Source organism: Burkholderia sp. 28_3 (assembly GCF_003253915.1).
Classification (GTDB): domain Bacteria; phylum Pseudomonadota; class Gammaproteobacteria; order Burkholderiales; family Burkholderiaceae; genus Burkholderia; species Burkholderia cenocepacia.
The window spans coordinates 263,079-275,249 of sequence record NZ_QKZF01000004.1 but is presented as its reverse complement, the minus strand read 5'-3'; the positions used below and the strand labels follow the sequence as shown (position 1 = coordinate 275,249).

The window sequence follows — 12,171 nt, the reverse complement described above, 5'->3', positions numbered from 1 at the left end:
TCGTTCAAGGAGAAATCTCATGAAAGCCGCTCGAATCCTCGCCGTTGCCATTCTCGCCGTCGCACCCGCACTGTCGTTCGCCGATACCGGCCACGGCCTCACGCGTGCCGAAGTGCGCGCCGACCTCGTCCGTCTCGAGAAGGCCGGCTACAACCCGGCCGGCAGCGAAGCGCATTACCCGGACGACATCGCCGCCGCAGAGCATGCCGTCGCGGCTGCCGAGCAGGTCGCACGTTCGGACCAGAACGGCCCGTCGAAGTCGCAAGGCGACAACGTGGCCGATGCGTCGACGCCGGCCGGCCATCGCGATGCCGCGCAGCCGCGTGCCGCACGCAACGCCGCCGACGACCTGTACGCGCATTCGTGATTCCGCGCCGCGCCTGCCGCATGCAGGCGCGGCCTTCACTGCAGTCCTTCATTTGAACAACACGACAAGCAAAGGAGCATGACGATGGCCGGTTTGACGAAACGCGTTCTGGTATCCGCCGCGATGATCGGCGGACTGTTCGGTGCGGTCGCGGCGCAGGCCGCGCCGAAGGAAGACCTGAAGGGCACCAACGTCGTGCTCGTGCACGGCGCGTTCGCCGACGGATCGAGCTGGAACCGCGTGATTCCGCTGCTGGAGGCGCGCGGGCTGCACGTGGTGTCGGTGCAGAATCCGCTGAGCTCGCTCGCCGACGATGCGGCCGCGGCGAAGCGTACGATCGACGAACAGAAGGGGCCGGTCGTGCTGGTCGGCCATTCGTGGGCGGGCGTCGTGATCAGCGACGCGGGCAACGACGACAAGGTGAAGTCGCTCGTGTACGTCGCGGCGTTCGCCCCCGACAACGGCCAGTCGATCGCGGACGTCACGCAGGGGCTGCCGGCGCCGGCATGGGCCGGCGAGTTGCGCAAGGACGCGGGCGGTTTCGCACGGCTGTCGGACAAGGCGATCGCGCAGGACTTCGCGCCGGATCTGCCGCCCGCGCAGCAGCGCCTCGTCGCGGCGACCCAGGGGCCGTGGTATGGCGGGTGCATCTCGGAGAAGGTCACGCAGGCCGCGTGGCATGCGAAGCCGTCGACGTTCGTCGTCGCGACGCAGGACCGGATGATCGACCCGACGCTGCAGGAAGCGATGGCGAAGCGGATCGGCGCGACGGTCACGCGCGTGAACGCGAGCCATGTCGCGATGCTGAGCCAGCCGAAGGCCGTGGCCGACGCGATCATCGCCGCGGCCGAGCGCGCGAAGCAGGATACGCAGTGAGCGCGTGCGGCGCCGCGCTTTCGTGAGGGGCGCCGTTCCGCGCGTGATCGTGATGTCTTTTCACCAGGAGAAGTCATGACCGAACTCTGGCAACTGTCCGCGACCGAACTCGCGAAACGCGTGCGGCGGCGCGACGTATCCGCGCGCGAAGTGGCGGACGCGGTGCTCGATCGTCTCGATGCCGTGAATCCGGCGATCAACGCGGTGGTCGAACACCGTCCCGACGACGTGCGGCAGCAGGCCGACGAAGTCGATCGCGCGATCGCGCGCGGCGACGATCCGGGGCCGCTCGCGGGCGTGCCCGTCACCGTGAAGATCAACGTCGATCAGGCTGGCTTTGCGACGACCAACGGCACGCGTTTGCAGCGCAATCTGGTTGCGCCCGCCGACAGCCCGGTGGTCGCGAACATCCGGAGGGCCGGCGGGGTGCTGCTCGGCCGCACCAATTCCCCGACGTTCGCATTGCGCTGGTTCACGGCGAATCTCGTGCACGGCCACACGCGCAATCCGCGCAATGCGTCGCTGACGCCGGGCGGATCGAGCGGCGGCGCGGCGGCGGCCGTGGCTGCAGGGATCGGCCCGCTCGCGGTCGGCACCGACATCGGCGGCTCGGTGCGCTACCCGGCCTATGCATGCGGCGTACACGGGATCCGGCCGTCGCTCGGCCGCGTGCCGGCATTCAATGCATCGTCGCCCGAGCGGGCGATCGGCGCGCAACTGATGTCGACGGCCGGGCCGATCGCGCGCACGATCGACGATCTCTCGCTCGCGCTACGCGCCTTCTCCGCGCCGGACCCGCGCGATCCGTGGCACGTCGCGGTGCCGTTCGACGGGCGCGAGGTGCCGAAGCGCGCGGCGCTGTGCGTGCGTCCGCGCGGCCTGGAGGTCGTGCCCGAAGTCGAGGCCGCGTTGCGCGATGCCGCGCGCCGGCTGGTCGATGCCGGCTGGACCGTCGACGAGATCGACGATACGCCGCCGATGCGCGAGGCCGCGCTGCTGCAGGAACAGCTGTGGCTCGGCGACGGATTCGACGCGCTGGCGAACGCCGTGGCGCAAGACGGCGATCCGGGCGCGGCCGCGGTGATCGCCGCCGTGCGCGGCAAGGTGCGCGATCTGCCGGCGGATGTGATCAGCCGTGCGCTGGTTCGACGCACGACGTTGACGCGGCAATGGCGGCTGTTTCTAGATGAATATCCGGTGCTGTTGCTGCCCGTTTCATCGGAACTGCCGTTTCCCGACGATCTCGATCGGCAAGGGCCGGAAGGGTTCGATCGCGTGTGGGAAGCGCAGCTCACGTTGCGCGCGCTACCCGCGATGGGGCTGCCGGGGTTGGCCGTCACGACTGCGCTCGTGAACGGCGTGCCGGTGGGCGTGCAGGTGGTCGCCACGCATCATCGCGAGGATCTGTGTCTGCTTGCGGGACGCGATATCGAGGCGCGTGGGGTGCCGATTGTGCCGGTCGATCCAGTGGTATGACATCCTGAAGAACCCATGCGTCGGCGAGGCTCGGGGGCTTCGCCGGCGCATTTCGGATTCCATGACGACGCGCGGAATGCCGCGCTGCTCGTTCTTCCCCTTCCTTTCAAACTCCTTCGATGCACGACATCGAACGGTCATCGCCTTTCATTTCCCGCCCGCCATCAACCGCGCATCGATAGCGCGCGTCCGTTATTGCATTCCCCGCGGCGCTGATTAGGAAATGAATTTTTATTGGTTCTGCTTCCCCGACCGCACTCGCATAGTGACGCTGACGGCTATAGACAGCACGCAAGCTGCAACGGCCGCATTCCCGGTGTCTTTGTTCATACGAATCTGCGAAAACAAGGAAGTGTCATGACGGTTGAACTGGAAGAACGAACCGCCGCGCAGCAGGCGCTCGAAGACGCGCGCGCGGCAGCCGTGGCGGCCGGCACGCCCTATGCGGGCGGCGTCGCGCCGGAAGCCGCGTGGGCGCTGTTCTCGGCGGGCGATGCGTTGCTGGTGGACGTGCGCACGGCCGAGGAACGGAAATTCGTCGGTTACGTGCCTGAATCGCTGCACGTGCCGTGGGCGACCGGCACGAGCCTGACGCGCAACCCGCGCTTCGTGCGCGAACTGGAAGCGAAGACCGGCAAGGACGCGGTCGTGCTGTTGTTGTGCCGCAGCGGCAACCGCTCGGCGCAGGCGGCCGAGGCCGCGGCGAAGGCGGGCTTCACGCAGGTTTTCAATGTGCTCGAAGGCTTCGAGGGCGACCTCGACGAGCGGCAGCATCGCGGCGGCCAAAACGGCTGGCGCTTCCGCGGCCTGCCTTGGGCGCAGGATTGATTCACGGCCGTTACGGGGAGAAAGCAGCATGGCCGCATTCGAGATCGACGACATCGTTCAATCGCTGCAGACGGTGCGCCGTGCATGGCGCGAAAAGCAGCGGCGCTCGCTCGAACCGGGCGGGCGCGATTTGCCGGCGCGCGAGGCGCTCGCGCAGATCGTCGGCGCGCTGAAGGGCGTGCTGTTCCCGATGCGGCTCGGGCCGCCCGACCTGCGGCAGGAGAGCGAGAACTTCCACGTGGCCCACGCGCTCGACGCGGCGCTGAATGCGCTGCTCGCGCAGGTGACGCTCGAATTGCGCTACGCGGCGCGTCACCGCAATGCTGACGGGCCGGCCGACAACCTCGACGAAGTCGCGTCGAAGGCCGTGCAGGCGTTCGCCGCACGCTTGCCGGAGATTCGCCGGCTGCTCGACAGCGACGTGCTGGCGGCGTTTCACGGCGATCCGGCGGCCGGCAGCGTCGACGAAGTGCTGCTGTGCTATCCCGGCATCCTGGCGATGATCCACCACCGGCTCGCGCACGAACTGTACGGGCTCGGCCTGCCGCTGCTCGCGCGGATCATCGCCGAGCAGGCGCATGCGGAAACCGGCATCGACATTCATCCGGGCGCGCGCATCGGCGCGGGCTTCTTCATCGACCATGGCACGGGCGTCGTGATCGGCGAGACGGCGATCATCGGCGAGCGCGTGCGCGTGTACCAGGCCGTCACGCTCGGCGCGAAGCGCTTTCCGCGCGATGCGGCCGGCCATCTGGAGAAAGGGCTCGCGCGCCATCCGATCGTCGAGGACGACGTGGTGATCTATGCGGGCGCAACGATCCTCGGCCGCGTGACGATCGGGCGCGGCGCGGTGATCGGCGGCAACGTGTGGCTCACGCAGGACGTGCCGGCCGGCGAAAACGTCACGCAGGCCGTGCTGCGCAGCGAAGCGAACGCCGCGCCGCGCACGGCGGCGCGCGTCGCCTAGGAGGCGCGATGAGCGACCTCATCCATCACTTCGGCGCCACCGTGCGCAAGCTGCGCGAAGCGCGCACGTGGTCGCAGGAGCAACTGGCCGAGCATGCCGGGCTGAACCGCTCGTACGTCGGCGAGATCGAGCGCGGCGAGGCGATCGCGTCGATCGTCACGGCCGACAAGATCGCGCGCGCGTTCGACGTGTCGATCTCGACGCTGCTGCCGGGTGCGTACGTCACCTGAGGTCGCTTCGCCCCGTTTCCCCTTCGGTTGCACGACCTGACGGCTATAGCATGTTGAGCCGGCAGGGGCGTGCTTCCGATAATCACCCAGCGTCATAAGCAATCCCGTTTTTCATCTTAAGAACCCGGAGCCACACATGTCGACCGTTGCAAGCGGCACGGCCGCGCTGAGCGATCACGCCGCCCGCCAACTAGCGAACGCTACCAAGACCGTCCCCCAGCTTTCCACGATCACGCCGCGCTGGCTGACCCATCTGCTGCAATGGGTGCCGGTCGAGGCCGGCATCTACCGCCTGAACCAGGTGAAGAACCCGGAAGCCGTGCGCGCCGCATGCACGCAGCTCGAGGACGAAAGCGTGCTGCCGCAGACCTTCGTGCCGTACGAGGAACAGCCGCGCGAATACTTCCTGAACGCGGTGAGCACGGTGCTCGACGTGCATACGCGGATCTCCGATCTCTACAGCAGTCCTCATGACCAGATCAAGGAGCAGCTGCGCCTGACGATCGAGACGATCAAGGAGCTGCAGGAAAGCCAGCTGATCAACAACCCCGACTACGGGCTGCTCGCGAACGTGACCGACGAACAGCGGATCTTCCCGCTGACGGGCGCGCCGACGCCGGACGATCTCGACGAGCTGCTGACGAAGGTGTGGAAGGAGCCGGCATTCTTCCTCACGCACCCGCTCGCGATCGCCGCGTTCGGCCGCGAATGCACGCGGCGCGGCGTGCCGCCGCCGACGGTCAGCCTGTTCGGCTCGCAGTTCCTCACGTGGCGCGGCATTCCGCTGATTCCGTCGGACAAGGTGCCGGTCGCGGACGGCAAGACCAAGATCCTGCTGCTGCGCGTCGGCGACAAGCGCCAGGGCGTCGTCGGCCTGTATCAGCCGGGCGTCGCGGGCGAGCAGGGGCCGGGCCTGTCGGTGCGCTTCATGGGGATCAACAACCAGGCGATCGCGTCGTACCTGATCTCGCTGTATTGCTCGCTCGCGGTCCATTCGCCGGATGCGCTGGCTGTCCTCGATGACGTCGAAATCGCCAAGTTCCATGACTATCCCGACACCTACCGTTAATCCCGGCCTGGCCGGCGGCGACGCGCACGCGTTGCCGCACGCGCCGCTGCCGGCCGGGTTGCCCGACCCGGCGACGCTCGCGCGGCTCGCGTCCGAGTTCTTCGCGACGCCGCCCGGGCAGGCCACCGCGCCCGGGCTGTCGGCGGGCAGCGGCGCGGTCGGCGGCGTGCCGTCGGCCTTGCCTGCGGCGGCGCCGATTCTCGCGTCGGTGAGCAACCCGGTGCCGGGCGGCTCGCCGCTCGCGGGCCCGGGCGGGGCGGGCACCGGCGTGCCGGGGCTCGCGCTGCCGCAAGGCAAGGTACCGGGCGCGAACCTCGCGCCGTCCGCGCCGACGCACGTGCTGTCGCTCGGCAACCGCGCACCCGCGCTCGCGCCGCATGCGGCCGCGCAGAACGGGCTGCCCGACAACGTCGTATCGATCGCGCCCGCGCTGGAGCCGCGCGTCGGCGGCGCGGCGCTCGGTGTGCCGCAGGTGAATGCGCCGGCACCGGAAGGCGCGGCGAAGGCGTCGCCGTACTACTTCACCGACGGTTCGCTGCAGGGCTGGCAGGCGACGCCGCAGGACATCGTCGTGCCGTCGAACGGCCTCGCGTCGCCGGAAGCGTTCGGGTTGCCCGGCGACGACGCGCTGCGCGCGCTGCTGGCCGTGCATCGCGACGTGCCGGCGTCGCGCGCGTCGGGTGCCGACGTGCCGCGCTACTTCATCGACGATGCGCAGGCAGCCGAGCCGCACGGTCAGCTGCATCGCGGCGCCCATCCGCCGTTCGACGTGAACGCGATCCGCCGCGACTTCCCGATCCTGCAGGAACGCGTGAACGGCAAGCAGCTCGTCTGGTTCGACAACGCGGCGACGACGCACAAGCCGCAAGCCGTGATCGACCGACTCGCGTACTTCTACGCTCACGAGAACTCGAACATCCACCGCGCGGCGCATGCACTGGCGGGACGCGCGACGGATGCGTACGAGCATGCGCGGGAGACGGTGCAGCGCTTCATCGGCGCATCGTCGCCCGACGAGATCGTGTTCGTGCGCGGCACGACCGAGGCGATCAACCTGATCGCGAAGACGTGGGGCGTGCAGAACGTCGGCGAAGGCGACGAGATCGTCGTGTCGCATCTCGAGCATCACGCGAACATCGTGCCGTGGCAGCAGCTTGCCGCGCTCAAGGGTGCGAAGCTGCGCGTGATTCCGGTCGACGATTCGGGGCAGGTGCTGCTCGACGAATACCGGAAGCTGCTCAACGATCGCACGAAGATCGTGTCGGTCACGCAGGTGTCGAACGCGCTCGGCACGGTCGTGCCGGTGAAGGAGATCGTCGAGCTCGCGCATCGCGCGGGCGCGAAGGCGCTGGTCGACGGTGCGCAGTCGATCTCGCACATGCGCGTGGACGTGCAGGCGCTCGATGCGGATTTCTTCGTGTTCTCCGGGCACAAGATCTACGGGCCGACCGGGATCGGCGTCGTGTACGGCAAACGCGCGATCCTCGACGACATGCCGCCGTGGCAGGGGGGCGGCAACATGATCGCGGACGTGACGTTCGAGCGCACGGTGTTCCAGCCGCCGCCGAACCGCTTCGAAGCCGGCACCGGCAACATCGCGGATGCGGTGGGGCTCGGCGCGGCGCTCGACTACGTGAACCGCGTCGGCATCGAGAACATCGCGCGCTACGAGCACGATCTGCTCGCGTATGCGACCAGCGTGCTCGCGCCGGTGCCGGGCGTGCGACTCGTCGGTACCGCGCGCGACAAGGCGAGCGTGCTGTCGTTCGTGCTGAAGGGCTATGAAACCGAGGAAGTCGGGCAGGCGCTGAACGAAGAGGGCATCGCGGTGCGCTCGGGGCACCACTGCGCGCAACCGATCCTGCGGCGCTTCGGGCTCGAAGCCACGGTGCGGCCGTCGCTCGCGTTCTACAACACGTGCGATGAAGTCGATGCGCTGGTGAGTGTCGTCAGGAGACTGGCGGCGCGACGTTGACGTCGTTGCCGTGTCGATGCTTGCCCGCTTGCGGCGGCCTTTGCGGGCCGCCGCAAGCGTGTTCGTGCTGCCCGGTCAAAACCGCACGACCGGCTTCCGCTCGACGCTGAACCCGTCGCGCAGCACGCACGCCGAATCGGCGAAGTAACGACGGATTTCCGACAGCAGATCGGTGTTGCCGCGCCGGCAGAACACCACGCCCGATCCTTCGTCCGTCAACAGTTCGTCGATCAACGCTTCGGGTTGCCCGATATCGGTGAGATGGACGTTCTGCACGCCGTGCGCGAGCGCATCGAGCGCGTCTCGCACGCACGGCGCCGCATCGGCGGCCGGATGCTCGGCGAGCCATTGCTCGAGCTCCGTGATGCCGTACAGCCCGGCCAGCTCGCCGAGTTCGCGCAGCAACCCTTTGTCGACCATCATCACCAACGAGACGGCGCACGTGTGTTGCGCGAGCACGCTGCCGAGCCGTTCAGGGCGCAGCAGGCAGTCGCGGCCCGCGTCGTCTGGCGCGATCGGCATCACGACGGGCACCAGTCCATTGTCGAGAAACGCATTCAATACGGTGACGTCGAACCGCGCGACCTCGCTCGTGTTCGCGTGGCCGGATTCGGCGCGGGCGACGAGCAGGCCGCCGTCGTGACCGTCGACGCCGATTGCCCGCGCGCCGTGGCAGCCGATCAGGCGCACGAGTTCATGGTTGACGCCGGCCATGGCGGCGTGTGTCGCGTGGACCGATTGCGCGACGGACGCAGTCGGAATGCTTTGGATCACGATCGGATGGATGCCGGTGAGCGCGAGCAGCGCGACATCCTGCGCGAAGGCCGAGCGCGTGTGGGCGTCGCTGGCGGCACCACCGTCGACGATGACGACAGTCTGTCCGTGCAGCGCCTGCATGAACGGCAGTGAGCGGGCCAAGCCGGCCACGCGTCGAGTGGGAGTGTCAGGGTCTGGGAACATGGGCGTTCGAAAGGATGAAGGGGATACCTGTCGTTGCGCGACGCTCGATCAAACAGTGCGTTGCATGAGTCGGCGAATCTCGTCGGGCGTTTGTGCGTCGCGTGACGCTTGCCGGATCGCGCGTTCGCTGAACCATCGTGCGGCGTCGGCGAGCAGTTCGAGGTGTGCACGGTCGTCCGCGTGCGGCAGAACCAGCACGACGAATTCGCGCACGGGCTTGCGGTCGGGCGCGTTGAACGTGAACGGGTATCGCGCGCGGACGAACAGCGCGACGGCCGAGCCGATCCCGTCGACGCGCGCATGCGGAATCGCGACGCCCTGGCTGAGGCCGGTCGAGCCGAGTTGTTCGCGCTTGATCAGTTCGGCCCGGATCCGTTCCGCGGATACGCCGCTGTCGCGTGCGACATGGTGAGCGACGAGATCGAACAACTGGATCGCGCTTTCCACCGGTACGTCGAGCAGGATATTGTCCGGCGGACAGGCGTCGGCGAGCGCGGTCGCGAACGGTGTGCCACCGCGTTGCTGAGGGCGGCCGGATTGGCCGCCGACGGCGGCCTGATGCGTTTGCATGCGGATCTCTCCGTGTCGGGATGACAGGGAAATCCTAGACAAACCCGCGTAAAGACGGTGTCAGATACGCGGGGGCCGGGCATTAAAATCTCGTATCGAGCGCCGATGCCGCCGCGCGCGATACGGACAACGTCAGGTTCCCGACAGCACGAACGGCAGCGTCGTCAGCAGAAACACTGAAATGCCGACGACCGGCGCGCCGAATGCGATTGCCGCGAACGCCACGATGGCGCTCGCCAGCACGAGCGTTCGCGACACCCGGCGGTGTCGGCCGTGCGCCGTCGTCCGGTCCTCGCAAAGAGCAGGGGTTCGCGCGCCTATCACGTGTTTCCAGAACGTCAAGCCCAGCATCATTCCATTGCTCCTGTATGAAAGACGATCGAGACGGGGTGTGCGTGGCTTCGGAAGCGAGAATCCCCGTGAATAAAATCAGTGATGCAAAGTAAATGGATCGGATCAGCGGATCGATGACGCGCCGTTACGCGGAACGTGTCGCACGCATTGCGATGTGCGATGTGCGATGCGGGACGACCGCATCGACGTCGTGTTCAAGCATGCACGGGAAAGACTACGGCGCGCATCGTCCGCCTGTCGGCGGGACGGTGGCTCGGGAAGGAGACGCAGGCGTCCGGCCTGTCAGGCGGGGAAGCAACTCGGAGGACGAGGACTTCGGATGCGCATGGCGCGTGCTCGGTGGTGGATGGCGAATCCATTCTAGTGAACGGATGCGCCGGCGCAAGTAAAAAGATCGTAAAGGTGCGTGAATCGCGCGTTACGTGCACTGCCACAGATGCGCGCTGGTCCGGCATGGCGCGCACCAGAACGTATAGTTCGCGCCGCCGCTGCCCCACAGCCATTCGCCGCCGTCGACTTGCGGGAGCTCGGAGTCGAGCTGCATGGCGAAGCGCATCTTGCGGCCGCAATCGGGGCAATCGGGATACCACGCGGACTGCACCCACGACGGCGGACCGCCGACGTGGCTGAGGTTCTGCCTGCCGTTCGACTCGCCCCATTCCTGCCAGGCCCAGCGCGCGGGCGCGGCGAAAACGTCGACGTCGGATTCGACGAAGGGGCTGGCCGGATAGTCGGGCTCGATCGCGGCATCGTGCCGCTGCGAGGGATGGGCGACCGCATGACCCGACTCGTCGTGCCGGTAGAACAGCGGGCCGTCGCTTTCCCAACCGAGGCACGCCAGGCAGGTGGCGAACGACACGGGCGTCGTGCTGTCGATACCCGCTTCGATCGGTTGCGGCAGCGTCAGCAGCCGATGCAACGGCTGATGGCACAGGCCGCATCGATGCGGCGACACGCCGCCGAAGTGCGCGTTCGACCGACGGGATTCGCCTGCTTGCCAGGTCGGATGATTCGCCTGAATCTCGCGTTTCCACTTCGGCATGTCGCGAAGTGCCGGCGCACGCAGCGCGCGTCCGAAGTCGATATGCAGCGGAGAATCGCCGTGCAATGCGCGCAACGTGCCGTGCTCCAGCGTGTAGCCCGCTGACATGAGCCAGTTTGCGGCTTGCTCCGGATCGTCCGGAAACAGCCGGGCCACCGCATCGAGCACGGCTGCAGGTTGTCGTGAATGGAGCAGTGCGACAGCGCGTGCGCGCGCCGCGTCGTCAACGGCGGGTGCTTGCGCAAGCCGCCGGCGCCACGCGTCGATCGTGGCCGCGTCGAGTGCCCGCCACGCGTATTCCGCACAATGCATGCGCGGCGAATGCCGGGGGACGACCACGTCGAGCAGTACGTCCCAGTGATCGGAAAACACCTGCGGCGATCGTAGCGCGACGCTGGACAGCACGTTCGCGAGTCGCGCGTTCCATGCGCCTTCGACGACCCGTCGCCACGCTTCGGCTGCAACGTTCGCGAACGCGATGTCGTCCATCAGGTCGATCGCGGCGTCGATGAACGTCGCATGCGCGAACGTGCGATCGAACGACGCGATCACGAGATCGACGAGTGCCGCTGGTTCGTCGCGCCGCAGTGCCAGCATCTGCGACATCGGATCGTTACCGGTCCAGCCGAGGCGTTCGTAGTCGTCCAGAAGGGTGTGTGCGGTCGGCATGATGATGAGCGACGGAAGCGATCGGGGCGCCGCGGATCAACGTCCGGCCAGCATCCGCCCACCCACGCCCATCAGCAACAGCCCGGCGGCCGTATCGAGCACGGCCTTGCGCCGGATCAGCAGCCGGCGCACCGACGGATGCGACGCGAGCAGCGCCATCGTGCAATACCACGCAGCCGAGATCGCGACCGACAGCACGACGACCGACAGATCGAGCCACGCCGGCGCATGGGCCGGCACCATCAGCGCGAAGATACTGCCGTAGAACGCGACGGACTTCGGGTTCGTCATGCTGACGACGTAGCCTTTTCTCGCCGCGCGCCAGTCGGACGTCGCGGCCGGTGCGGAAACGGGCAACGGCTTGCGCGCGGTCACGATCATTTTCAGGCCGAGCCAGATCAGGTAGGCGGCGCCCGCCAGCCGCAGCGCGGTGTGTACCCAGGCGACGTGGGTCACGAGCAGGCTCAGGCCGGCGATCGCGATCGCGGCCCAGGTGCCCGACGCGGCGGCGAGGCCGAGCCCCGTCATCATGCCCGCGCGGCGCGACACGACGGCGGTGGACGTGACGATCACGAAATTCGGGCCGGGACTGGCGACGCTCAGCAGCAGGACGCCGGCGAGCGGCAGCAGGATGTTGGCGATGGGCGACATGGCGTGGCAGTGGCGTGACGGGACGGGTCTTCATCTTACCCGAGCGCGGCAATCGGCCCGCCGGCAATCGTATTGCGTCGCGCCAAAGCGCACAACGCGTGACGACTTTCGTCGCCACGCGTTGCAGGGTCCTGCCC

Annotated in this window: 13 protein-coding genes; 8 read left to right on the top strand and 5 right to left on the bottom strand. The window is 67.9% G+C overall.

Annotated features, from left to right (window positions below; genetic code table 11):
* Window positions 1-19: 19 nt before the first annotated feature.
* The 8 genes from DFS13_RS11955 to DFS13_RS11920 all read left to right on the top strand — a co-directional run bounded on the left by DFS13_RS11955 (window position 20) and on the right by DFS13_RS11920 (window position 7,788).
* Entirely contained in the window at window positions 20-367 is a 348-nt protein-coding gene (locus tag DFS13_RS11955) for a DUF4148 domain-containing protein (RefSeq protein ID WP_062910074.1), read from the top strand.
* Between the two features lie 84 nt (window positions 368-451).
* On the top strand, window positions 452-1,243 hold the full coding sequence (locus DFS13_RS11950) for an alpha/beta fold hydrolase (RefSeq protein WP_006484617.1): 792 nt from the start codon (window positions 452-454) through the stop codon (window positions 1,241-1,243).
* Between the two features lie 75 nt (window positions 1,244-1,318).
* The gene (locus tag DFS13_RS11945) at window positions 1,319-2,719 is read left to right on the top strand and encodes an amidase family protein (protein ID WP_111441741.1); all 1,401 of its coding nucleotides are present in this window, start codon (window positions 1,319-1,321) and stop codon (window positions 2,717-2,719) included.
* A gap of 357 nt (window positions 2,720-3,076) precedes the next feature.
* Entirely contained in the window at window positions 3,077-3,547 is a 471-nt protein-coding gene (locus DFS13_RS11940) for a rhodanese-like domain-containing protein (protein WP_048984332.1), read from the top strand.
* A 28-nt stretch (window positions 3,548-3,575) separates the two neighbouring features.
* Complete coding sequence (gene epsC / locus DFS13_RS11935) at window positions 3,576-4,514, top strand: serine O-acetyltransferase EpsC (protein WP_077020819.1); 939 nt, start codon at window positions 3,576-3,578, stop codon at window positions 4,512-4,514.
* 8 nt (window positions 4,515-4,522) lie between these two features.
* Window positions 4,523-4,744 carry a helix-turn-helix domain-containing protein gene (locus DFS13_RS11930; protein WP_006484517.1) on the top strand — a complete coding sequence of 74 codons (222 nt, stop codon included), beginning with the start codon at window positions 4,523-4,525 and terminating at the stop codon, window positions 4,742-4,744.
* 136 nt (window positions 4,745-4,880) lie between these two features.
* Window positions 4,881-5,813 (top strand): family 2A encapsulin nanocompartment shell protein, encoded by a 933-nt coding sequence (locus tag DFS13_RS11925; RefSeq protein WP_006479760.1) that lies wholly within the window; start codon window positions 4,881-4,883, stop codon window positions 5,811-5,813.
* On the top strand, window positions 5,788-7,788 hold the full coding sequence (locus tag DFS13_RS11920; protein ID WP_059722369.1) for a family 2A encapsulin nanocompartment cargo protein cysteine desulfurase: 2,001 nt from the start codon (window positions 5,788-5,790) through the stop codon (window positions 7,786-7,788). Before DFS13_RS11925 ends, DFS13_RS11920 begins: the two co-directional genes overlap by 26 nt.
* A 75-nt stretch (window positions 7,789-7,863) precedes the next feature.
* Here the strand turns inward: DFS13_RS11920 and DFS13_RS11915 are convergent, their stop codons facing one another.
* The 5 genes from DFS13_RS11915 to DFS13_RS11895 form a co-directional block, all read right to left on the bottom strand.
* Window positions 7,864-8,748, bottom strand: coding sequence for an acetylglutamate kinase (locus DFS13_RS11915; RefSeq protein ID WP_111441740.1), 885 nt, complete (start codon window positions 8,746-8,748; stop codon window positions 7,864-7,866).
* A gap of 48 nt (window positions 8,749-8,796) precedes the next feature.
* On the bottom strand, window positions 8,797-9,318 hold the full coding sequence (locus DFS13_RS11910; protein ID WP_111441739.1) for a PTS sugar transporter subunit IIA: 522 nt from the start codon (window positions 9,316-9,318) through the stop codon (window positions 8,797-8,799).
* 132 nt (window positions 9,319-9,450) lie between these two features.
* Window positions 9,451-9,672 (bottom strand): hypothetical protein, encoded by a 222-nt coding sequence (locus DFS13_RS11905; protein ID WP_006491013.1) that lies wholly within the window; start codon window positions 9,670-9,672, stop codon window positions 9,451-9,453.
* Window positions 9,673-10,090: 418 nt separating this feature from the next.
* On the bottom strand, window positions 10,091-11,383 hold the full coding sequence (locus DFS13_RS11900; protein WP_111441738.1) for a hypothetical protein: 1,293 nt from the start codon (window positions 11,381-11,383) through the stop codon (window positions 10,091-10,093).
* Window positions 11,384-11,419: 36 nt separating this feature from the next.
* On the bottom strand, window positions 11,420-12,034 hold the full coding sequence (locus tag DFS13_RS11895) for a LysE family translocator (protein ID WP_006495723.1): 615 nt from the start codon (window positions 12,032-12,034) through the stop codon (window positions 11,420-11,422).
* Between the last annotated feature and the right edge of the window lie 137 nt (window positions 12,035-12,171).

Excerpts from the sequence above, each read along its gene's own strand:
- DFS13_RS11955 (WP_062910074.1), top strand. The coding sequence starts at position 20 with ATGAAAGCCGCTCGAATCCTCGCCGTTGCCATTCTCGCCGTCGCACCC.
- DFS13_RS11950 (WP_006484617.1), top strand. The coding sequence starts at position 452 with ATGGCCGGTTTGACGAAACGCGTTCTGGTATCCGCCGCGATGATCGGC.
- DFS13_RS11945 (WP_111441741.1), top strand. The coding sequence starts at position 1,319 with ATGACCGAACTCTGGCAACTGTCCGCGACCGAACTCGCGAAACGCGTG.
- DFS13_RS11940 (WP_048984332.1), top strand. The coding sequence starts at position 3,077 with ATGACGGTTGAACTGGAAGAACGAACCGCCGCGCAGCAGGCGCTCGAA.
- epsC (WP_077020819.1), top strand. The coding sequence starts at position 3,576 with ATGGCCGCATTCGAGATCGACGACATCGTTCAATCGCTGCAGACGGTG.
- DFS13_RS11930 (WP_006484517.1), top strand. The coding sequence starts at position 4,523 with ATGAGCGACCTCATCCATCACTTCGGCGCCACCGTGCGCAAGCTGCGC.
- DFS13_RS11925 (WP_006479760.1), top strand. The coding sequence starts at position 4,881 with ATGTCGACCGTTGCAAGCGGCACGGCCGCGCTGAGCGATCACGCCGCC.
- DFS13_RS11920 (WP_059722369.1), top strand. The coding sequence starts at position 5,788 with ATGACTATCCCGACACCTACCGTTAATCCCGGCCTGGCCGGCGGCGAC.
- DFS13_RS11915 (WP_111441740.1), bottom strand. The coding sequence starts at position 8,748 with ATGTTCCCAGACCCTGACACTCCCACTCGACGCGTGGCCGGCTTGGCC.
- DFS13_RS11910 (WP_111441739.1), bottom strand. The coding sequence starts at position 9,318 with ATGCAAACGCATCAGGCCGCCGTCGGCGGCCAATCCGGCCGCCCTCAG.
- DFS13_RS11905 (WP_006491013.1), bottom strand. The coding sequence starts at position 9,672 with ATGATGCTGGGCTTGACGTTCTGGAAACACGTGATAGGCGCGCGAACC.
- DFS13_RS11900 (WP_111441738.1), bottom strand. The coding sequence starts at position 11,383 with ATGCCGACCGCACACACCCTTCTGGACGACTACGAACGCCTCGGCTGG.
- DFS13_RS11895 (WP_006495723.1), bottom strand. The coding sequence starts at position 12,034 with ATGTCGCCCATCGCCAACATCCTGCTGCCGCTCGCCGGCGTCCTGCTG.